Genomic DNA, 22,278 nt, shown 5'->3' on the forward strand with positions numbered 1-22,278 from the left:
ATCTAAATCAATTCCCCCCTTTATATTGCCGTTTAAACTCATACAAAAGATAAAACTCTCAATAGGGGATATATCTTTCTCAGTGCTGGCCATTCAACGTATACCGGCCTCAGTAAAGTGGTAAGGCACACTTATTTAGTCACAACCCCCTTGCCACAACCACTCTTTAGATTAAATATGAGGAATCTATGTCAGACGCAGTCAAAATACCGCACTCTGATTCAGATATCGAAGCTAAAAGCTATCGCGATCTGCACCGTCCCGCTTCTCAGTTTGAATGTCGATCGGACTACTTAGATCATGAACTGAAAATCATGAAGCCTCGCCGATTTGGTTTAAACCTACCGCTACGAGATTTCAGATTCGAACTGGAAGATCTTGTACCTGCATTAGCTGGAACTTTAGGCATCATCGCCATGTATTCTGCTGTGATGATGTCTTGGGCAGAAGGCCTGACAGCAGCCTGGGACCACGTTAACTTAGGTAAAGAGTTTGCAATAGAAGTCTCACGGGTTGAGATGCTAATCCCTGCACTTTTATTTTGTGTATTAGCTTCCGGAATACTGAACCCAAAAGCAAACTTAGCGGGTAACCATGGACCCATGATACCTTTAATCGGAACCATTGCACTAGCTGGTGCACACCCTCTAGCTCTCGCTATTCTGATAGGCATTTTTGGGCTACTACTCAGTTTTTTAAAAGGTGGTTCTAAACTGGTTAACCTAACTTCAGAGGGAACGGCTGGAGGCTTGCTCATTTTTCTTGGCTTAACCGGAACAATGAGTCAGATTAACTCAATTCAAGATTGGGCTGTAGGGCTACAATCTGAATCTATTTCACTAGGCAGTATGGGGTATGTCGGCTTAATTGTGTTGGCCGTTACTATAGCCTTATACGCTTTGTTAGCAAAACTAAACAAGCGTTGGCTCGCGATACCTGTGTGTGCTTTTACAAGCTTGGTAATTGCTCTAACCTTAGGCGCTGGCTTTGATATTCAATTTGTCACTGAAACAGGCTTACCAAACCTAAATCCTGTTTACTGGTGGGGAAGTACTGAAGAAGGCTGGATGCTTGGCCTACCAAACGCAGAGCACTTTATTGCTTCCTTGCCCTTTGCTATTTTAGCTGTTGCTATGTGGTCACCTGACTTTCTCGGCCACCGTATATTCCAAGAATTAAACTACCCCAAGAAAACCGAAAAAGTTCTTATGGACGTAGATGATACTATGACCATGTGCTCCGTTCGCCAGATGGTCGGCACTGCAATAGGTGGCGGCAATATTACATCGTCTTGGGGAACATACATGATTCCCGCGGCCATTGCCAAACGCCCTATACCAGCAGGATCTATTCTTCTTGGCCTACTCGTCATGTTAATCGCTGTTCTTGGTTTCCCAATGGATGTAGCTGTATGGCCTCCCGTAATGCGGGTCGCTTTGCTGGTAGGCGTATCCCTCCCATTACTAGAGGCAGGTATGCAAATGGTCAAAGATTCCAAAGACTCTCAAGCGGCTGGTATCTGTATTTTTGGTTCTGCAATCGTTAATCCTGTGCTAGCTTGGGCACTAACTATGCTGTTAGATAACAATGGTTTAATTGGAGATAAAGAACGTGCTGTACGCTTATCCTTTATCGACAAAGTTATTATTCCTATTAGTGTTTTAGCCATCTGTTTAACGGCTATGCTCGCCGTAGGAATGCTTGAAGACCAATACGGCATTCAAGCTTGGCTATAAGACAAAATTTTGCCTGGGCGATGTAATTATCGCCCTATTTTTTATTCCAAAATTTTAGCTTTTATTGATTTAGTTTAAGGTTTGCAGGTTTTTTTTAATTTATTGTATCTATCGAAGACAAAAAAAGTTTATTAGCCAGTAACAATATGTATGGTCGACAAGTTATCCGAACACACTAGTTCAACTATACATATTGTTATTCATAAATAGAGTGCTGTTCTTTTGATTGGAACACTGACTGGCACAACAGCCATAAAGTACTCTTTTAAATAAATAAGGTAGGTATGTCATGGCAGAGCAATTTGCTAAAGCTTGGGAAAATTTTGTTGAGGGCGATTGGCAAAATGAAGTCAATGTTCGTAATTTCATTCAAAACAACTATACACCTTATGAAGGCGATGAATCTTTTCTAGTTTCTGAAGGCACAGAATCCACTAACGTCCTCTGGGCAAAAGTGATGGAAGGGATTAAACAGGAAAATGCGACTCACGCTCCTGTCGACTTTGATACATCAGTCATTTCAACTATTACTTCTCACCAAGCTGGCTATATCAACAAGGATTTAGAAACTATTGTTGGCCTGCAAACTGAAGCTCCTCTTAAACGTGCCATCATTCCCAATGGTGGTATCCGAATGGTTGAAGGTTCATGTAAAGCATACGATCGCGAATTAGATCCCCAAGTGAAAAAAATATTCACTGAGTACCGTAAAACGCACAACGCAGGTGTCTTTGATATATACACCCCTGATATATTAAAATGCCGTAAGTCAGGTGTTCTAACTGGCCTTCCTGATGCTTATGGTCGTGGTCGTATTATTGGTGATTATCGTCGAGTAGCACTTTACGGTATCGATTACCTAATGAAAGATAAATTGGCCCAATTTTCTTCACTGCAAGAACGCTTCGAAAATGGCGAAGATCTACAGATGACAATGCAGCTTCGCGAAGAGATTGCTGAGCAGCACAAAGCTTTGGGCCAAATGAAAGAAATGGCGACATCTTATGGCTTTGACATCTCTCGCCCAGCAGAAACGGCTCAAGAAGCAATTCAATGGACATACTTTGGGTACTTAGCGGCCGTTAAATCTCAAAATGGCGCCGCGATGTCTCTTGGCCGAACTTCTACCTTCCTAGATATCTATATTGAACGTGATATTTCAGCAGGAAAAATCGATGAAGTTAAAGCTCAAGAAATGATTGATCACTTCGTAATGAAGCTGCGTATGGTGCGATTCCTACGTACGCCTGAATATGACGACCTATTCTCCGGTGATCCTATCTGGGCAACCGAATCCATGGGTGGTATGGGGCTTGACGGCCGTACTCTCGTTACACGTTCCAACTTCCGTTTCCTAAACAGCCTATACACCATGGGCCCTTCTCCAGAGCCTAACATTACTGTACTTTGGTCAGAACAACTACCTACTGGTTTTAAGAAGTTCTGTGCGAAAGTCTCAATTGATACGTCTTCTATCCAGTACGAAAATGATGACTTGATGCGTCCGGATTTTGCATCAGATGATTATGCTATCGCCTGTTGTGTTTCTCCTATGGTTATTGGTAAACACATGCAATTCTTTGGCGCTCGCGCAAACCTTGCGAAGACACTGCTGTATGTTATCAATGGTGGCGTTGATGAGAAGTTCAAAATTCAAGTCGGCCCTGAAATGCCTAAGGTTACTGATGAAGTGCTTAACTTCGATGATATCTGGGGCAAATTAGATCTATTCATGGATTGGCTTGCAAAACAATACGTAACTGCACTAAATAGTATCCATTTCATGCATGATAAGTATAGTTATGAAGCTGCACTTATGGCACTTCATGACCGCGACGTTCACCGCACTATGGCCTGTGGTATCGCTGGTTTATCAGTGGCAGCGGACTCGTTATCTGCTATCAAATACGCTCAAGTAAAACCAGTTCGTGATGAAGATGGTGTTGCCATCGACTTCGAAATCGAAGGGGATTATCCAAAATTTGGTAACAACGATTCTCGCGTTGATGATATCGCTTGTGAGTTAGTAGAAGTCTTTATGAACAAAATCCGCTCACTGAAAACTTATCGCAATGCCACCCCAACGCAATCCATCCTTACCATCACATCTAACGTTGTATATGGTAAAAAAACAGGTAATACACCAGATGGACGTCGTGCCGGAGCACCATTTGCTCCAGGAGCCAACCCCATGCACGGGCGAGATGAAAAAGGAGCAGTCGCTTCCTTAACATCAGTAGGAAAACTACCATTCGCCCATGCTAAAGATGGTATATCTTACACCTTCTCAATCGTACCCAACGCACTAGGTAAAGAAGAAGACTCACAACGAGCTAACCTCGCTGGACTAATGGATGGCTATTTCCACCATGAATCCGGTATTGAAGGAGGGCAGCATCTGAATATTAATGTCCTTAATCGAGATACACTTGAGGACGCAGTAAAAAATCCTGATAAGTATCCTCAACTGACTATCCGTGTCTCTGGCTACGCTGTTCGGTTTAACTCTCTAACAGCAGAGCAACAGCAAGATGTCATTACTCGTACATTTACCGAGTCTATATAATAACCCACTCATAACACTCTAATTTAATGCCCTGATTTATTCAGGGCTTTTTAATTACCTCTCTTTGATAAACAAATGAGAGAGATACTGCACAAATGCTTGTATTCACGTGTAAATTCCCATCGATTAATTCAATCTATCCTGTACTATCTAAATTATGATTGAGTTGCGAGCAAACCTGTGAAATTTAAAAGTATTCTTATTTTGCCTTTAGTATTCAGCTCGGCATTCTGCCTAGCTTCAGAAAAGTCTACTATCGTTTTTTCTATTGACAATGATGGTATTTTTGGTGTCGATCAAGACTATACAAATGGTCTTTTTTTGAGCTACGCAACAGGTGCAATCACACCCTACTCTTTATTTAGCCCGTTAAGTCTTTCGTACTGGGGCGGCACATCATTAGATAAATTTGAATTTCTTCTTGGCCATAAGATGTACACTCCATCAGATATTGAGGCCACCACACCACAAATTAATGATCGCCCATATGCTGGTTACTTACATAGCGAGTTTAACTATATAAGCATACATCCTGAACAAGCGCAGAGGTTCAATTTTACCATCGGCACTACTGGCGAAGACTCATTAGCGGAAGATGCTCAAGATATCGTTCATGGTATTATTGGCTCAGATGAACCCAGAGGCTGGGCTTACCAAGTTGATGACAAAATAGTTGGAAGTGTTGGCTACCTAACTCACTTTAATCTGTGGCGAAATAACGCACTAGCCAATACAGATTGGGAATTATCCAATATTTCAGAGGTCAATGTAGGTAATTTTCGCAGTGATCTATCTACTGGTTTGATGTTTCGCTGGGGTACCGATCTTGCTGGTAGTATGGGGGCTGCAAACATAGATAACGAGAATCCATTCAGAGCAAGTATGCTTGGAGCTTCCAAAACAGGTTGGTTTCTATTTGGTGGTATTGAAGCGCGATACAGATTTAATGACATTACTATCGAAGGCGATCGCTCTGGCGTAAATAAATACGCTATTCAAAACGGGGAAAATCCAAGTATTTATTCGGTCACCTTAGAGGAAAAGCAAGCTACAGCGGTAGCAGGGCTTGCATGGTACAATGACCATTTTGGAGCGACAGTAACAGCCTCTGCCAAAACTCCAGATTATGATGAAGCTAAAAAGTCTATCTACACTTCTGGGGGTTTAGCCTTATACGCATTTTTCTAAATCGTAAATCTTTGGCAGTCGCTATTTAGACTGCCGGCCCTTTGCTCAACCACTTGACTTACAGAGCGTAGCTGCTCATTATTTTGCTCTAGTTCTTTCATCGCACTAGAAATTTGAGTCATACTATCAGCCATCGACTGACTGGTCGTTACCAATTCCTTGATAGAAGAAAAAATCAGATCAGTCTGATGGGATGTATCATCTGCTTTCTCAGTAATGGTATGCATCGCCTTCATAGCCTCATGACCTTTTTCTTGCCCAGTTTTCATTGATGTTTCCGATTGACCTATATATTGAATGACCTCAGCGCTCTCCTTTTTCATAGTATCAATTGTTTCAGAAATTTCTGCTACTGCATCAACAGTTCTTACAGCAAGGCTCCTAACTTCATCAGCCACAACGGCAAAGCCTCTTCCTTGCTCTCCTGCTCTTGCTGCTTCTATAGCTGCATTTAATGCAAGCAAGTTTGTCTGCTCAGCAATAGCATTAATTATATCCATTACAGAATCAACTTTAGATGACGCCTCCTCTAATTGTTGAATATGACCTGCTGCAGAAGTTAATATCGTACCGACTTCTTCTAAAGAGCCAATAGCTATGCCTATTATTCGAGCACCATTTTCAGCAGCTTGGGTAGAATTACGGCTAATTTCCGCAACAAGCTCCAAAGATCCTGAAACTTCTTGGGTTGTAACACTGACTTCTTCGGTCGCCGATGCAAGAAGCTCCGTCTGCCCAAGTACTTCTGATTGATGATGTGCCAGCAGGTCTAATCCCTTATTTAACTCAGCTACATTGCCTGACAAAGCTTCACTACTTTCTTGTACTCCGGAAACAAGCTCCCCTAAGTTTTCACAACTTTCATTAATGTTTACAGCCAATCGGTTAAATTCATCATTGGGGTTTTTAGTAAGTACTATACGTTTAGATAAATCACCTTCTGATAAGTTATGGAGTACCTTTCGCGTCTTAACTAATGAACGAGAAAGCGAGCTACTTTGCATGATAAATATGGTGATAGTAAATACTGCCAGAACGATACACGCCACCAAAATCGACCAAACTGTCTGTCCAGAAGACTTCTCTGCAGAAGATTGAAATTTAGCGCTGATGGCCCCAAGCTCACCAGTCACAGAAACAATTAATGTTTTGAGCTGCATTTTGGTTGATATCAATTGTTGCTCAACACTACCAAGCTGTTTTGAAAGCTCACTAACCCGTTTGAATGTTGCTTTATACTGTTCTATTTCTTTTTCGTATAAATCGAGCATTGCGTACACGTTGGACATGCTTTCAAATGCACCCATAGATCGATTAAAAAGTTTAAGGTTTTTTTCATTGGGTTGAAGCAGGTAATTTTGTTGCGATTTAACCATAGCTTGAAAATCAGAATTGAGAGTCACCATTCCCGTCTCAGCAATTTTCTGTTCAATGATACTGGCGAGTTTTTTAAGTTCACCCAACTTACCCTCATCGATATTAAACCCCAACTCTTGCCTTAGGGCCAGCCATGGGTTTACCGCAGCTTCAAAATCACCGATACTTTTTCCTAGTTCATCCGCATAGCTCTGCAAGCCCAGCGTACTTAAAAAGGAAAGATCCTTGTTTACTGCAGCAACGATACTGCCAATATCCTCTTTTGCTTTTGATACTTGGGATCCTTGCAAGTTATCTAATTCGCTACTTAAGGTCAGAATTTTACTTTGAGTTTTATAAATTGAAATAGATCCGGTGGAAATATCACCACTATGATTATACTGTTCACTTAAATAAGCTAATCGTGAAGAAGTAAATACTGCTAGGGTAATAAATCCTATTGTCAGTACAACCAGAAACAAAGTGACTTTTTGTTTCTGTGAAAGCGCAAGTGTATTCATAGAGTATCCTTTACACCAGTATGATGTATCTCAAACTTGCCTAGCCTACTTATATATTAATAGTTTTAAAGTTGCTTTTTAAATGGCATTTTCCTTACATACATTTTAGCCTAAATAATATTTTTTTTATTAACCAATAAAAACCGAGCCTTACTTCCCGAAAATCCTATATAAACCCTACTTTTTGTAATAAAATGACGTAAAAATTAATCAGTAGAGAAGTGCATATGTCAACTATCGGTCGTATCCATTCTTTTGAATCTTGTGGAACAGTCGATGGGCCTGGGATTCGATTCATCGTTTTTATGCAAGGATGCTTAATGCGGTGTATGTATTGTCATAATAGGGACACATGGAATACCCATGAGGGCAAGGAAATTACCGTTGAAGAAATCATTAACGAAGCCAAAAGTTATCGTCATTTTATGAATGCATCTGGTGGTGGTATCACCTGTTCTGGTGGTGAGGCTATGTTACAGCCGGAGTTTGTACGTGATTTTTTCCGTGCAGCCAAAGCTGAAGGTATTCATACCTGCCTTGATACAAACGGATACATTCGTAAACATAGCGAAGTCATTGACGAAGTACTGGAAGTGACCGATCTAGTTATGCTAGATATAAAGCACATCAATGATGATATCCACCATGATTTCATTGGTGTTTCCAACAAACGTACTTTAGATTTCGCCCGTTACCTTCAAAAAGTGGGCCAAAAAACGTGGATTCGTTACGTTATCGTTCCTGGTTACACTGACAATGACAGGGACGCTCACCTACTAGGTGAGTTCATTAAGGACATGAATAATATAGAAAAAGTTGAGCTTTTACCATACCACAAATTAGGTGCTCATAAATGGGAAGCATTGGGCTTAGACTACCCTCTGGAGGGCGTTGAACCGCCATCTAAGAAAACTATGGATAATATTGTTTCAATCCTTGAAAAATACCACTCTAATGTAAAATACTGATCCTATAACGCTATCACTTCATAAACAACACCAGCAAACCTGAGCTGGTGTTTTCAACAATCCCTTCTCTGGAAACGTACATATAATCATTACTTTAATAATCAGACTCCAGAGTATGTAAAACCACTACAGTTTCTTTACTTTTTCCATAATAAACATGTGTTGAGATCATGTTTATCTCTCAGGGGAATAGATAAACTGAACATTAAATGAAATACATGATTTTTGGTGGATATGTTATGGAAATGACAAATGCTCAGCGTTTGATTCTATCAAACCAATACTTCTTAATGTCACAATTGAACCCAGAGAACAAAGAGAAATACATTAGGCTTCAGAACATAGTCGAACGTGGCTACGAACTTCAGATGCATGAACTTGACAAAAACTTTGGTTATCTAACTGATACAGAGTGCAAGGAAATCATCAATATAATGGAAATGTTTCACGCTGTTCAAGAATCCCATAAAATGCTGGCTCCGACTATCAACAGTAATATAGAGCCAAGACAACTCACATTTCTTGGTTTTGACATCAATACCGAATCAAAATATGTCCATTATGTGCGTTTTTTAGCGGATTCTGAAGGTGCATATCCTAGTTTTGACCAAACTCACCGGTTCAATGCACAAATACCAATGTTGAACAAATATCGCCGCATGTTGAAAGTTTGGCATAATTGTCCACGTCAATACCATTTATGCAATAACGAAATCAAGCAGATACTCAACGCATAAACAGACGAGAGCTGATTATCGGCAGCTCTCCATTTTTCTAATCATCAAGCTATTAAGTAACCAGTTACCTCGACCCAACGTAACCCTTCAAGATTTAATATATTTATTAACCCATTCATGATCAACATACTACCTTTTTATCGGTATTAACTACCTATCCAGAGACAAGTGGTCAAACATCACAATTTGCAAATAAATACATATTTTTTAAGTAAAATTCTAAAAATCGACTAACCTTTACTATGAAGGGATTTGTTTTTTTCTATGCGGGTTGATTGTCTATAAAGGCAGGTTCAGAGGGGAAGTCATTATGAGTATTTTCGACCATTACCAAGCACGCTACGAGGCGGCCAAGGATGAAGAATTGTCTTTACAAGAATTCTTGGCGCTTTGTAAAGATGATAAAAGTGCTTATGCGAATGCCGCAGAGCGTCTTCTGATGGCTATTGGAGAACCAAAATTAATTGATACTGCGCAAGATCCTTGCCTAAGCCGAATTTTTTCTAATCGGGTGATATCTCAGTATGAAACGTTTAAAGATTTTTACGGTATGGAGGAAGCGATAGAACAAATTGTATCCTACCTAAAGCATGCCTCACAGGGACTTGAAGAAAGAAAACAGATCATTTATTTGCTTGGCCCTGTGGGTGGCGGTAAATCTTCGTTAGCAGAAAAGCTCAAAGCATTAATGCAACAAGTTCCTATCTATGTTCTCTCAGCGAATGGTGAAAGAAGCCCAGTTAATGATCACCCTTTCTGCTTATTCGATGTTGCAGAGGACGGAGATCTTCTAAAGCGAGAATATGACATAGAAAAGCGCTACATTCGCTCTATCATGTCTCCTTGGGCAGTAAAACGTTTACATGAGTTTGGTGGTGATATCACTAAATTCAAAGTCGTAAAAGTACGCCCATCTATTTTAGATCAAGTTGCGATTGCTAAAACCGAGCCTGGAGATGAAAACAATCAAGACATCTCTTCATTGGTAGGTAAAGTTGATATTCGTCAGTTAGAACATTTTTCACAAGATGACCCTGACGCTTACAGCTATTCAGGTGCACTATGCCGTGCTAACCAAGGGGTTATGGAATTTGTTGAGATGTTTAAAGCACCGATTAAAGTGCTTCACCCTCTCCTTACTGCAACTCAAGAAGGTAATTATAATGGAACGGAAGGGCTATCAGCTCTACCATTTGATGGGATGATTCTAGCGCACTCGAACGAGTCGGAGTGGCAAACATTTCGTAACAACAAAAACAACGAAGCCTTCCTCGATCGCGTTTACATTGTTAAAGTCCCATATTGTTTGCGAGTATCAGAAGAAATCAAGATATACCAAAAACTGCTTGATCACTCGGAACTATCCAAAGCACCTTGCTCCCCTAGCACGCTAGAGTTGTTATCACAATTCAGTATCTTGTCTAGGCTCAAAGACCCCGAAAACTCATCGGTTTTTTCAAAAATGCGAGTGTATGACGGTGAGACATTAAAAGATACCGATCCAAAAGCGAAAAGTTATCAAGAATACAGAGACTTTGCTGGTGTAGATGAGGGCATGTCAGGCCTGTCGACACGTTTTGCATTTAAAATACTTTCTCGTGTATTTAACTTTGACCAGACTGAGGTAGCTGCAAACCCTGTTCATCTCTTCTACGTTATTGAACAGCAAATTGAACGTGAACAGTTCCCACAAGAAACGGCTGAAAAATATTTAGAGTTTCTCAAAGGCTATTTAGTACCGCGTTACGTTGAATTTATTGGTAAAGAAATTCAAACAGCCTACCTAGAATCTTATTCAGAGTACGGGCAAAACATCTTCGATAGATACGTGACCTATGCTGATTTCTGGATTCAAGACCAAGAGTACAGAGATCCGGAAACCGGTCAGCTATTCGACCGTTCAGCGCTTAACAACGAGCTAGAAAAGATCGAGAAGACAGCTGGAATTAGCAACCCCAAAGATTTTCGTAACGAGATTGTCAATTTTGTTCTTCGGGCACGTGCAGGTAACAGTGGGCAGAACCCTGTTTGGACGAGCTACGAAAAACTTCGCACAGTCATTGAGAAAAAGATGTTCTCAAATACAGAGGAGTTACTACCTGTTATCTCCTTTAATGCGAAGACGTCTTCTGAAGATCAGAAAAAACACGACGATTTCGTCGCTCGTATGATGGAGAAAGGCTATACCGAGAAACAAGTACGTTTACTATCGGAATGGTATTTACGGGTACGTAAATCATCATAATAGCTAAGAAAATATTCCTTTTAGCTTAACAGAGGAATATACCAATGGCGTAGCAGCCAGACTTAAACATCTGGCTGTGTATTGGAAGCGACAACATGTTTTGGGTAAAGCATGTATGAAACGAGGGATGACTCATGGCGCAATTTATTGACCGACGACTGAACGGCAAAAATAAAAGCGCGGTAAACCGCCAGCGATTTTTACGTCGTCATAAAGAAAAAATCAAAGAATCCGTTGCAGACGCAGTCAATCGCCGTTCAATTACTAATACAGAAACTGGCGAAGACGTTGCAATTCCTCACAAGGATATTAAAGAACCTATTTTTCATCAAGGGAAAGGTGGGGTTAAGGAACGCGTGCATCCAGGTAACGATCAATTCATTACAGGGGATAAAATAGAGCGACCTAAAGGTGGAGGCCAAGGCGGTTCTGGAGAAGGTGACGCTAGCCCAGATGGAGAAGGTCAAGATGAGTTTGTATTTCAGATTTCAAAAGATGAATACTTAGATATTTTATTTGAAGATCTTGAGCTGCCAAACTTAGAAAAAAATCAAATCAACAAGATCACAGAGTGGAAAACTCACAGATCTGGCTATCAAACAGCAGGAGTTCCAGCCAACATCGCAATCGTCAAATCATTGCAACAATCTCTCGCACGCAGAACCGCTATGACAGCGGGTAAAAAACGCATGATCCGAGAGCTCGAAGAAGAGCTGGATAAGGTTAAAATGAGTGAACCTGCTCAACTACTTGAAGAAAAGCGGCTTAAAAAGGAAATTAAAGCGCTTCGCAAACGTATTGATTCCATCCCCTTTATCGATACCTTTGACCTAAGGTTTAAAAACTACGAACGCAGACCCATACCTTCTAGCCAAGCGGTAATGTTTTGCTTAATGGATGTATCAGGCTCAATGGACCAAGCAACAAAAGATATTGCTAAACGTTTTTATGTTTTGCTATATCTTTTTTTAACAAGGACTTATGAAAATGTAGAAGTCGTGTTTATTCGACATCATACCCAAGCGAAAGAAGTCGATGAGCATGAGTTTTTCTATTCACAGGAAACTGGGGGGACCATTGTTTCTAGTGCATTGAAATTAATGAAAGAGATTGTTGCGGAGCGCTATCCGATAGCAGAATGGAACATTTATTCAGCTCAAGCATCGGATGGAGACAACTGGGCTGATGACTCACCACGCTGTCGTGAGCTACTTACAAAAAATTTACTGCCTAATTGCCAGTATTATTCGTATATAGAAATTACTCGTCGTTCCCATCAAACCCTGTGGCATGAATATGAGAAATTGGAAGATGCTTTCGACAACTTCGCGATGAAAAATATTCGCAGTGTTGAGGATATTTTCCCTGTATTCCGAGAGCTATTCAGAAAAGAAACGGCTTAGGGAGGCTAACATGGCAACAAAAACTAAAAAAGTGACCAAGAAAAAAACTCTGCCAGATGGGCCAGATTGGACCTTTGATTTACTCGAACGCTATCATGTAGAAATCAAGCGCGTAGCAGATCACTACCGGTTAGATACCTATCCTAATCAAATAGAGGTTATCACGTCTGAACAAATGATGGATGCCTACTCTAGTATCGGCATGCCAATCAATTATAATCATTGGTCATTCGGAAAGAAATTCATCCAAACAGAACAGGGCTACAAGCATGGGCAAATGGGGTTAGCCTATGAGATAGTCATTAATTCAGACCCTTGTATCGCTTATCTGATGGAAGAAAATACCGTCACTATGCAAGCTTTGGTCATGGCTCATGCTTGTTATGGGCATAACTCTTTCTTTAAAGGCAACTATTTATTTCAAACATGGACAGACGCAAGCTCTATTATTGATTACCTTCTGTTTGCCAAAAACTATATCATTGAATGCGAGCAAAAATATGGCGTAAAAGAAGTTGAAGAATTGCTTGATTCTTGTCATGCCTTGATGAATTTCGGAGTCGACCGCTATAAACGACCAGAAAAAATCTCTATTGCAGAAGAAACAATGCGGCAGGAAGAACGCGAGGCTTATCTTCAATCTCAAGTTAATGACCTCTGGCGTACAGTACCAAAAGGTAAGGTCGCACAAGAGGAACTCAAGGTCCGTTTTCCTTCTGAACCACAGGAAAACATCCTCTATTTCATTGAAAAACATGCTCCACTTCTAGAATCTTGGCAACGTGAAACTGTTCGTATTGTGCGTAAAATTAGTCAATATTTTTACCCACAAAAACAAACTCAAGTTATGAATGAAGGCTGGGCAACATTCTGGCATTACACTATTCTCAATCATTTGTACGATGATGGCCTAGTGACCGACCGCTTCATTCTAGAGTTTCTTCACAGCCATACCAGTGTCGTCGCACAACCGGCTTATAATAGTCCCTACTTTAACGGCATTAACCCATATGCTCTCGGCTTTGCTATGTTTCGCGATATACGCAGAATATGTGAAGAACCTACGGATGAAGATAGAGAGTGGTTTCCAGAGCTTGTCGATACCGATTGGCTTGAAGCAGTACATTTCGCCATGAAAAACTTCAAGGATGAAAGCTTTATTAGCCAGTATTTGTCACCTAAGCTCATGCGTGAATTTAAACTTTTTGCTATCACCGATGACGACCGAAAAAATCACATTGAAGTCTCTGCTATACACGATCATCTAGGCTATCGAGATATAAGGGAAAAGCTAGCTGCCCAGTACAACCTAAGTAGCCTAGAACCTAATATACAAGTATTTAACGTTGATGTGCGGGGTGACCGGTCACTCACACTTCAATATGTACCTCATGACAGGATCCCTCTCGATGACAGCTATGAAGAAGTCTTGAAACATTTATACCGTCTCTGGGGATTTGATATCATTCTCGAAGAAGTTAAGGAATCAGGACGACGGGAGATCCTCACGACCTGCCCCAAGAGAAATGATTATGACGGTCAAATTTAAACTTGGAAGCAAAATCTAATCTGAAATGGAGCTCACTTATGGTGACCTCCATTTTTCGGTTTTAACTAACATCCATAGTCAATAGACACCAGCCTTATTTTGCTTTAATTCACCGTCAAATACTGAATGTGAGAGCAGTAATATCAATTATTTATTACAGGCCTTACTAATGCAATATAGCCTGTATTCTTGAAGCTACATACTGCTGACAATACGTCTAACGGCGTCAAGATCTTCTTGTGAATCAACACCTACAGGAGGTATTTTTTTAGCTACCTCTACGTGAATTTTTTCACCATACCAGAGCACTCGAAGCTGCTCCAAGCTTTCAATTTTCTCTAAGGCAGTGGGCATCCAATTGACATAAGTTTTAATAAACCCTGCTCGGTAAGCATAAATACCGATGTGTCTCATTAAAGGCTGCACAACAAGCTGTTCACTACCTGCAAAGTTATCACGATCCCAAGGAATTGTTGCACGACTAAAATATAACGCATAGCCGTTGCTATCCGTGACCACTTTAACTGCATTTGTGTTAAAAACTTCATCTTGATGGGAGATTTCGGCCGCAAGAGTAGCCATTGGCGCTTGATTATTCATGAGGTTATTCGCGACCTGAGCGATAGTGACTGGCGGGATTAACGGCTCATCCCCCTGAACATTCACAATCACTTGATCATCAGAGATTCCCATGGTTTGAACAACTTCCGCTAAACGCTCTGTCCCTGACTGATGTTTAGAAGAGGTCATACACGCTTTGCCCCCAAAAGCTTTAACCGCACTTTCTACTCGTTTATCATCGGTCGCAACGATAACCTCATCAGCACCAGCTTGAATCGATTGCTCGTAAACCCACTGTATCATGGGCTTTCCGGCGATGTCGGCGAGTGGTTTGCCTGGTAAACGTGTTGACTCATATCGAGCTGGAATGATAACCGTAAAAGCCATTACCTTCCCTCTTCCATACTCATACTGCGCGCTTCAGGCTCTAATAATACGGGGATACCTTCTTTAATTGGGTAAGCCAAGCGATCTAACTTACAAATCAATTCTTGTTTATCTTTATCGAATGTCAGTTTTCCTTTACAAACTGGACATGCAACTATCTCAAGCAGGCGATGATCCATACTGTTCCTTAACCTCTTTAATCTTACTTAAAATACGCGTTTCATCTTGGTGGCTGAATGTAGCCGTTACGGGGAGATACCACCAATTTTCTTCAGCATAATGACCGCACTTTACCGCATCTTTTTCCGTCATAATAATGTGTTGCCCTTGAGCAGCTAAAGCGAGTAATTCTGAAGGTTCGAAGTCTTGATGATCGGAAAATCCTTTGGTTAATACAGGCTGGGCACCTAAGCTTTCAAGCGTATCAAAAAAGCGAGGTGGGTGACCTATCCCCGCAATCGCAACAAGTGATTCCAATTGGCTAACAGGTGCCTTTAGGTTATTTTTTAAATTAACCGCTAGACTTGGTGTTAGATTCATCGCCATTTCGCCAGATTGGGATTCACCACCATTGGTCACAATAAAGTTAACCTCTGATAATCGGGAAGTAGACTCTCGCAGAGGCCCTAGAGGCATGAGATGCTCATTGCCAAAGCGGCGCTGGCCATCAACTACAACCAGCTCTATATCTCTCTCTAAAGCATAATGCTGGAGACCATCATCAGCAATAACAATATCGACACCCAAAGGAAGTAGCGCCTTTACCGCATCGCTGCGCTTTGGCGATACAACGACTGGAGCACCAGTTCGCTTGAAAATAAGCTTTGGTTCATCACCACAATGCTTAGCTGAAGTTTGCTCTTCAACGATCAACGGATAATTATGCGCCTTCGCTCCGTAACCACGCGATACAACACCGGGTTTATAACCTTGTGCCTGTAATTGCTCAATCAGCCAAATAACAACAGGAGTTTTACCATTTCCACCAACTGTAATGTTGCCCACGACAATAACGGGGACGGGTGGACGGTAGCTTGGCCGTTTCCCAGACAAAAAAGCCTTACGACGCCGGCGGCTCAATATCCCAAACAGGTGACTTAACGGCCACAAAAGTGGCCACAATATATAAAAAAGAACAGATTTCTCAAACCAGACTTTTTCAATCATGGTTTAAGCACCAAACTGAATTCTGTGCAACTGAGCATAAGCACCATCTTTTTCCAATAGGCTCAAATGATGACCACGTTCTATGATTTCGCCTTCATCTACAACTAAGATTTCATCTGCATTTTCAATTGTCGATAGTCGATGAGCGATGACCAGTACCGTTTTGTTTTTTTGCAATTCATCCAACGCTGATTGAATAGCCTTTTCCGATTCTGTATCCAAGGCAGATGTAGCCTCGTCCAAAATCAATACAGGAGCATCGCGTAATAAGGCACGAGCAATGGCAATACGCTGACGCTGACCTCCAGATAGGCTAGCACCATTTTCGCCAATCACCGTATCTAAACCTTGCTCCATGCTTTCAATAAAATCCATTGCATATGCTAGGCGAGCTGCTTTTTCTATCTGCTCACGGCTATATTCTTCAGTTGCTGCATAGGCAATATTATTAGCTATAGTATCGTTGAATAAATATACGTTTTGCGATACTAAAGCAAAGTGACTGCGCAGATTTGTCAATTTGTAATCACGAACATCATGGCCATCAAGTTCAATGCTACCGGAGTCGACATCATAAAAACGTGTGAACAGGTTCGCAATAGTACTCTTGCCCGATCCAGAGCGGCCAACAAGTGCTACCGTTTTACCAAGAGGTATATCAAAGCTGACACTTCGCAGAGCGGGAGCATCTTTCCCTTGGTAGGTAAAAGTAACATCCTTAACGCTAACTTCTCCATTGGCTTTAGCGGTATTATATGAACCCTCATCTCTCTCTGTGTCTAGATCCATTAATTCAAACAAAGTCTGACTAGCAGCCATACCACGTTGAAACTCGGAGGTCACGTTAGTCAATGCTTTAAGTGGTCTCATCAAAGCAAACATGGCAGAAAATACTACAGTAAAAGTACCCGGCGTGAGTTGCTCCTTAATGGAATCTACGCTTGCTAGGAAAAGCACGACAACTAAAGCAATAGATGCAATTGTCTGAATAACTGGATTGGCAATAGACTGAGCAGCAACAAGCTTCATTGACTGCTGGCGCATCTGGTTACTCACTGCATCAAAACGTTTGCGTTCTACTTCTTGACCACCGTAGCTCAATACAACTTTGTGCCCCTTAAGCATTTGCTCTGCTGATGCAGTAACGTGCCCCATTGTGTCTTGCATATTCTTAGAGATTTTACGAAAGCGCTTTGACACGACACCGATCCCCCAAGCAACAATAGGAGCCACAATAAATAGTACAAGAGAAAGCTGCCAGCTATACCAAAACATCAATACCAGAAAGCCAATGATGCTTGCACCCTCACGGACAATACTTACTAAGGCGCGACTCGTTGCACCAGCAACCTGCTCAGAATCATACGTAATGCGAGATAATAAACCTCCGGTAGATTCTTTATCAAAGTAAGCGACTGGCATGTGCATGAATTGTCTAAAAATCCCACGGCGCATTAGCATCACCACATTGCCCGATACCCAACTCAAACAATATGAAGAAACAAAACCACTCACTCCCCTCAGAAGCATCATTCCAAATATAATAAAAGGCAGAATACGCAGAAAGTTGGACTCTGCATCACCGAAACCTTCATCAAGAAGTGGCTTCAATAATGACACCATGTAGGTATCAGCTACCGCATTAATAACTAAAGCAACAATAGCTACAGAGAGCCCCGCTTTATATAGGCGAATGTATGTCCACAGGCGTTTAAAAGTTTGCCAGGTCGTTTCATCTTGATTAAGAGACATAGAAGAGCTTATTTTTTTACAATATGACGCTTATTCTACTCCCTTACGTAGCATCTGCCTATACCAAGACTGCCCTTTCCCTTCCCTTAATACACCTACACTCCAGTGCGAGCGATAAAAGCTGATACTTATTTGACCAGACGTCCCTGTATCTAGCCAGTCCACGTTAGCTTCAGCATAACGTTTAACAACTTTTTGGTCTGGAAGTGACCATTTTCCTGTTTTAGCCGTTGACGCAATTGCCAGATCTGGACCAACCACTTTTATAAACTGATTAATTGAAGAAGTCCGACTACCATGGTGAGGTACAACTAAAATATCACTACTTAATAACTTAGGATGTCTAACCAACATCCATTCGACTACAGCGTCAATATCTCCAGGTAAAAGGAGTGTATTACTTGTATCTTGATGAATAACTTTTACTACACACGAATGAGGGTTATAGGCTCTAAATACTGACTGATTTGGCCATATAAACTCTATGTCAAGCACCCCCCAAACCATTTTCTTGCCAGCTATACACTTTCGCCCGTTTATCGATTTCTGGCTGCTTACTATATTTTTTGGGTTCCAACTTTCTATAATCGTCTCCATTCCACCAGCATGATCATTATCTGCATGTGATAAAATTAAAATATCCACTTCCTTAATACCATGATAATGGAGAAAGGGGGTTATAATCCGCTCTGCAATACTACTCTCCTGCCAAGCCATACCTGTGTCATAGATGATGGCACTTTGCCCTTGCTTAATGACTACCGCCAGTCCATGACCTACATCAAGCACAAAAGCTTGCCAAATAGGCCTAGATCTCCAATCAATTAAAACCGTCAATAAACATGTGAGTAATAGACCCTTTCCCCTCCAACTAAAAAAGGGGGCTATAGCACATAATGCTATCAAAGAGCATAACCACATTACTTGCTGATTCGCTAATGAGAGCCAACTTTTTTCTGCAAAAGTAATTGCGTAAAATACAGGTTGTATTGTCCAATCGACCCAGATCCATAAAAAGGTTATATCAAATCCAAGATCAAGCAAAAGTGCCAGTAAAGCCGAAGGCACCACAACCAGACTAAACCATGAGACGAATAGGATATTGTATAGAAAGCTACTTAAACTCACACCATAGAAGAGCATTGCAATGGCGGGCATCATCCCAACGACCAATGAGAATTGAAGTACTAATGCCTTCTTCCAATATGAGCGATAGGAGGGTTGCAGGGACATAAATAGCAAAATAATGGCTACTGCCCACATTGTTAGCCATAAACTGGCTGATACCGAGGAAAAAGGGTCTATCAATAGCAACCAAGAGAGAATTATTAACCATTGATAACTTGATGGTATTCTTTTTAGTGAAGTCAGTAATATGGACATTAGACAACATGCCCACATTGCTCTTTGAGTTGGAATAGAAAATCCCGCTAACCAAGCGTAACAACCACTCAGCAAAACAGCAATCAGTATCGGAGCAGTACCCCAACTATGAAAAACTCGAAAAAAAGCCTTACCTATAAACCAGCCAATAGAAAAAACGATGCCAATATGCAGCCCTGATATAGCGATAATATGACTCAAACCACTCGACTTAAGCCTCTGTTTTACCTCTCTTAATAACTCATCTCGCATGCCAAATGTTAAGGCAAATATAATTCCTTTACTGGGTAATTCATCCACCGAGCTCGCAATTTTTTTAAACCATTCATAACGCAAAGATGCCACATCCCGAACCCAATAACTGCGATTGGCTAACAAATGAGCTCGGCCGACAATACGTTTTTGCAGCGCATACTTTTCAGCATCAAAACCCACATCATTAAGTAGCCCTACGATCGGCTTTACCTTTATTTGAGCTCTAATTTCATCATTAGGAGTCAGAAGCGTCGGAGACACTAACCAGATACGTGGCCTAAATAGTGCCAGAATTTGTTTTCCATTAATGGAAGTCACTGTCACTTCACCCTGAAAACCATGACTTACTTGCTTAAAAAAGCTGTCAACCTCCGCATTTATGGTAATATTCTGCCCAGCTTGGAAAAGTATTCCTTGCTGATGGCGTAAAAAGTTGCTGTGTATTACTAATATCAGGCATGCAACCACGGATCCTAAGCCCCATCTTAGCAATTTTAACCTTATACTGAATATCAGAATCAAGATACAGGGAAACAGCCATTTCCATGATGGTATATACCACCATGACGAGATGCTGGAAATAAGGAAGCAAAACGAAATGAGTGTCCAGTAATTTAAAGAGAGAGTCATATTTCCCTATGCCAAGAAAACTCATAAAACGTTTTATGCCCGACCACGAGGTAATAAAGCGCCAGAAAGCACTAAAAATCTTTGGTAATGTGCTCTATAACCCTAATCTCTGGTGCCTGAATCGCCGTTCTGCATCTGGCGCATTTGCTGTTGGGCTATTCATGGCTTTTGTACCCCTGCCAAGTCAAATGATTATGTCCGCTGGCTTAGCCATTTTATGTGGTGTAAATTTACCCCTGTCTGTGGCTCTTGTCTGGGTAAGCAACCCTATTACCATGCCTGTAATGTTTTACTTCGCATACAAAATTGGTGCTTGGATCATGCATACTCCTCCCCAAGCTTTTCATTTTGAACTGTCTTGGGACTTTATCATGCAACAAATGAGCACCATTGGTCCTCCATTTATACTTGGTTGTATGATTTGTGGTATTTTTTCAGCCATGGCTGGATATTTTGGTATTAAAGCACTTTGGCGTTATTCTGTTGTAAGAAGTTGGCAACAACGAAAAATTAGATTAGGTAGATTGCTTAAAAAAGGAAAGCGCAAACCCTAACCTTGCGATGGAGTTGTAGGGTTTTTGCAACTGATATGTTGTGTGAAGATGATAGGACCGTAAAGGTCCTATATTCTATTTTGAGCTCAATACCGAAGCAGGATTAAGTTTAGATGCACGAGAAGCTGGATACCAAGTAGCGAGTAGGCTCAAAATCAGCGCTGTCCCAGACACGAGAAATATGTCCGTCCAAATAATTTGCGATGGAAGAAAATCAACAAAATATATATCCCCAGAAAGAAATTGGTGGTCAATCGCTTTTTCCAGAACATTTATCAAATAAGTTAAATTAGCTGCCACTAATACACCAATTATACTGCCAATTAAACTACCTAGTACCCCAGAAAAAACACCTTGCCAGATAAAAATACGTTTAATCAGACCATCAGTAGCACCCATTGTTCTCAAGATGGCTATTTCACCTGCACGATCTTTCACTGCCATCATCAAAGTAGAGACGATATTAAAACTCGCAACACCTATCACAAGAACCATAACTAAATACATAATGGTCCTCACCAGTTGTATGTCACGATACAGGAAACCATATTCTTGCTGCCAACTTCTCAGGTAGACATAAACGTTTAAAGTGTTCCCTGCCTCGCGTACAATTTGTGTTGCATTTAACACATCAGATACTTTTAACGAAACACCTGTTACAGCATTATCTAGTTGCGCATACTTTTGGGCATCTTTCAGCGGAACTAAAGCAAGGGTATGATCAATCTGGCCATTTAGCTTAAGCAGTCCGGTTACTTTTACTCGAACTCGCTTTGGCGCTTGTACTTGAGTTGTTGAGCCAGAGGTTGGGATCATCAAAGTAATATAATCTCCTTCTGACACAGCTAAAAATTTTGCCACCCCCTGTCCAAGGATCACTTGTTGCTCACCAGCAACAAACTCTTTCCATGTCTGCCCATCAATATAGTCGTTGATATTAGACACTTTTTCTTCCATATTTGGCTCAACTCCGCGAACTTCTAGAGCTTTCACTTTTTGACCCTTTTCAGCTAAAGCTGTAATGGCCACATAAGGAGCCGTTGCTTCGATTTTTGGATGCTTCTCGGCTTGCTTCATCACCGATTCCCATTCCGATATTGGGCCACGCACACCTTCGAACTCTCCATGAGCAACAACAGATAGAACGCGATCTTTCAACTCTCTTTCAAAACCATTCATTGCCGACAGACCAATAATGATCACAGCAACACCGACAGCAATTCCTATAGTTGAAGACAGGGAAATAAATGACACCATTTTGTTGCGTTGCTTAGCACGGCTAAAACGCCCGCCAATAAACAAGGATAATGAAGAAAACAA

At 41.1% G+C, this 22,278-nt stretch carries 16 protein-coding genes; 9 read left to right on the plus strand and 7 right to left on the minus strand.

Translation table 11 applies throughout. The annotated features are described in order from the left end of the window. Positions 1-188 precede the first annotated feature (188 nt). From OCV27_RS09415 to OCV27_RS09425, 3 genes are all read left to right on the plus strand, one after another. Complete coding sequence (locus OCV27_RS09415) at positions 189-1,736, plus strand: DUF3360 family protein (RefSeq protein WP_125320186.1); 1,548 nt, start codon at positions 189-191, stop codon at positions 1,734-1,736. 289 nt (positions 1,737-2,025) lie between these two features. Next, positions 2,026-4,302 (plus strand): formate C-acetyltransferase, encoded by a 2,277-nt coding sequence (pflB, locus tag OCV27_RS09420; RefSeq protein WP_125320187.1) that lies wholly within the window; start codon positions 2,026-2,028, stop codon positions 4,300-4,302. 180 nt (positions 4,303-4,482) lie between these two features. After that, complete coding sequence (locus OCV27_RS09425) at positions 4,483-5,490, plus strand: lipid A deacylase LpxR family protein (protein ID WP_245986676.1); 1,008 nt, start codon at positions 4,483-4,485, stop codon at positions 5,488-5,490. Here OCV27_RS09425 and OCV27_RS09430 read toward each other — a convergent pair. Continuing rightward, positions 5,487-7,367, minus strand: coding sequence for a methyl-accepting chemotaxis protein (locus tag OCV27_RS09430; protein WP_125320188.1), 1,881 nt, complete (start codon positions 7,365-7,367; stop codon positions 5,487-5,489). The genes OCV27_RS09425 and OCV27_RS09430 overlap by 4 nt on opposite strands. A 227-nt stretch (positions 7,368-7,594) precedes the next feature. Between OCV27_RS09430 and pflA the strand changes: the two genes are divergently transcribed. The 5 genes from pflA to OCV27_RS09455 all read left to right on the plus strand — a co-directional run bounded on the left by pflA (position 7,595) and on the right by OCV27_RS09455 (position 14,269). Further along, positions 7,595-8,335 carry a pyruvate formate lyase 1-activating protein gene (pflA, locus tag OCV27_RS09435; RefSeq protein WP_125320189.1) on the plus strand — a complete coding sequence of 247 codons (741 nt, stop codon included), beginning with the start codon at positions 7,595-7,597 and terminating at the stop codon, positions 8,333-8,335. A 239-nt stretch (positions 8,336-8,574) separates the two neighbouring features. Further along, a complete protein-coding gene (locus OCV27_RS09440; RefSeq protein ID WP_125320208.1) occupies positions 8,575-9,072 on the plus strand; it encodes a YfbU family protein in 498 nt (165 codons plus the stop codon). 310 nt (positions 9,073-9,382) lie between these two features. Further along, entirely contained in the window at positions 9,383-11,317 is a 1,935-nt protein-coding gene (locus OCV27_RS09445; RefSeq protein ID WP_125320190.1) for a PrkA family serine protein kinase, read from the plus strand. Between the two features lie 134 nt (positions 11,318-11,451). Further along, complete coding sequence (locus OCV27_RS09450) at positions 11,452-12,720, plus strand: YeaH/YhbH family protein (RefSeq protein ID WP_125320191.1); 1,269 nt, start codon at positions 11,452-11,454, stop codon at positions 12,718-12,720. Between the two features lie 10 nt (positions 12,721-12,730). After that, the gene (locus tag OCV27_RS09455) at positions 12,731-14,269 is read left to right on the plus strand and encodes a SpoVR family protein (protein ID WP_125320192.1); all 1,539 of its coding nucleotides are present in this window, start codon (positions 12,731-12,733) and stop codon (positions 14,267-14,269) included. A 195-nt stretch (positions 14,270-14,464) separates the two neighbouring features. Here OCV27_RS09455 and kdsB read toward each other — a convergent pair whose 3' ends face one another. Genes kdsB through OCV27_RS09480 form a run of 5 tightly spaced genes read right to left on the minus strand, consistent with a single transcriptional unit; the run spans position 14,465 to position 20,266 of the window. Continuing rightward, the gene (gene kdsB, locus OCV27_RS09460) at positions 14,465-15,217 is read right to left on the minus strand and encodes a 3-deoxy-manno-octulosonate cytidylyltransferase (RefSeq protein ID WP_125320193.1); all 753 of its coding nucleotides are present in this window, start codon (positions 15,215-15,217) and stop codon (positions 14,465-14,467) included. Beyond that, positions 15,217-15,396, minus strand: coding sequence for a Trm112 family protein (locus tag OCV27_RS09465; protein ID WP_125320194.1), 180 nt, complete (start codon positions 15,394-15,396; stop codon positions 15,217-15,219). The genes kdsB and OCV27_RS09465 overlap by 1 nt, the downstream gene beginning before the upstream one ends. After that, entirely contained in the window at positions 15,377-16,384 is a 1,008-nt protein-coding gene (gene lpxK, locus OCV27_RS09470) for a tetraacyldisaccharide 4'-kinase (protein ID WP_125320195.1), read from the minus strand. Before lpxK ends, OCV27_RS09465 begins: the two co-directional genes overlap by 20 nt. A 3-nt stretch (positions 16,385-16,387) precedes the next feature. Then, on the minus strand, positions 16,388-18,136 hold the full coding sequence (msbA, locus tag OCV27_RS09475; RefSeq protein ID WP_125320196.1) for a lipid A ABC transporter ATP-binding protein/permease MsbA: 1,749 nt from the start codon (positions 18,134-18,136) through the stop codon (positions 16,388-16,390). Positions 18,137-18,166: 30 nt separating this feature from the next. After that, positions 18,167-20,266, minus strand: coding sequence for a DNA internalization-related competence protein ComEC/Rec2 (locus OCV27_RS09480; protein WP_245986677.1), 2,100 nt, complete (start codon positions 20,264-20,266; stop codon positions 18,167-18,169). 146 nt (positions 20,267-20,412) lie between these two features. On the opposite strand from OCV27_RS09480, the gene OCV27_RS09485 reads away from it, so the two are divergent. Then, a complete protein-coding gene (locus tag OCV27_RS09485) occupies positions 20,413-20,958 on the plus strand; it encodes a DUF2062 domain-containing protein (RefSeq protein WP_125320198.1) in 546 nt (181 codons plus the stop codon). A 75-nt stretch (positions 20,959-21,033) separates the two neighbouring features. Here OCV27_RS09485 and lolE read toward each other — a convergent pair whose 3' ends face one another. After that, positions 21,034-22,278: a lipoprotein-releasing ABC transporter permease subunit LolE gene (lolE, locus tag OCV27_RS09490; protein ID WP_125320199.1), complete on the minus strand. Its 1,245-nt coding sequence runs from the start codon at positions 22,276-22,278 to the stop codon at positions 21,034-21,036.

It is taken from the genome of Vibrio pectenicida, assembly GCA_024347015.1.
Taxonomy (GTDB): domain Bacteria; phylum Pseudomonadota; class Gammaproteobacteria; order Enterobacterales; family Vibrionaceae; genus Vibrio; species Vibrio pectenicida.

Bases quoted from the DNA above. Each gene is read 5' to 3' on its own strand.
- lpxK (WP_125320195.1), bottom strand. From the start codon at position 16,384: ATGATTGAAAAAGTCTGGTTTGAGAAATCTGTTCTTTTTTATATATTG.
- msbA (WP_125320196.1), bottom strand. From the start codon at position 18,136: ATGTCTCTTAATCAAGATGAAACGACCTGGCAAACTTTTAAACGCCTG.
- OCV27_RS09415 (WP_125320186.1), top strand. From the start codon at position 189: ATGTCAGACGCAGTCAAAATACCGCACTCTGATTCAGATATCGAAGCT.
- OCV27_RS09430 (WP_125320188.1), bottom strand. From the start codon at position 7,367: ATGAATACACTTGCGCTTTCACAGAAACAAAAAGTCACTTTGTTTCTG.
- OCV27_RS09440 (WP_125320208.1), top strand. From the start codon at position 8,575: ATGGAAATGACAAATGCTCAGCGTTTGATTCTATCAAACCAATACTTC.
- OCV27_RS09465 (WP_125320194.1), bottom strand. From the start codon at position 15,396: ATGGATCATCGCCTGCTTGAGATAGTTGCATGTCCAGTTTGTAAAGGA.
- OCV27_RS09450 (WP_125320191.1), top strand. From the start codon at position 11,452: ATGGCGCAATTTATTGACCGACGACTGAACGGCAAAAATAAAAGCGCG.
- OCV27_RS09445 (WP_125320190.1), top strand. From the start codon at position 9,383: ATGAGTATTTTCGACCATTACCAAGCACGCTACGAGGCGGCCAAGGAT.
- OCV27_RS09485 (WP_125320198.1), top strand. From the start codon at position 20,413: ATGCCAAGAAAACTCATAAAACGTTTTATGCCCGACCACGAGGTAATA.
- pflB (WP_125320187.1), top strand. From the start codon at position 2,026: ATGGCAGAGCAATTTGCTAAAGCTTGGGAAAATTTTGTTGAGGGCGAT.
- pflA (WP_125320189.1), top strand. From the start codon at position 7,595: ATGTCAACTATCGGTCGTATCCATTCTTTTGAATCTTGTGGAACAGTC.
- OCV27_RS09455 (WP_125320192.1), top strand. From the start codon at position 12,731: ATGGCAACAAAAACTAAAAAAGTGACCAAGAAAAAAACTCTGCCAGAT.
- kdsB (WP_125320193.1), bottom strand. From the start codon at position 15,217: ATGGCTTTTACGGTTATCATTCCAGCTCGATATGAGTCAACACGTTTA.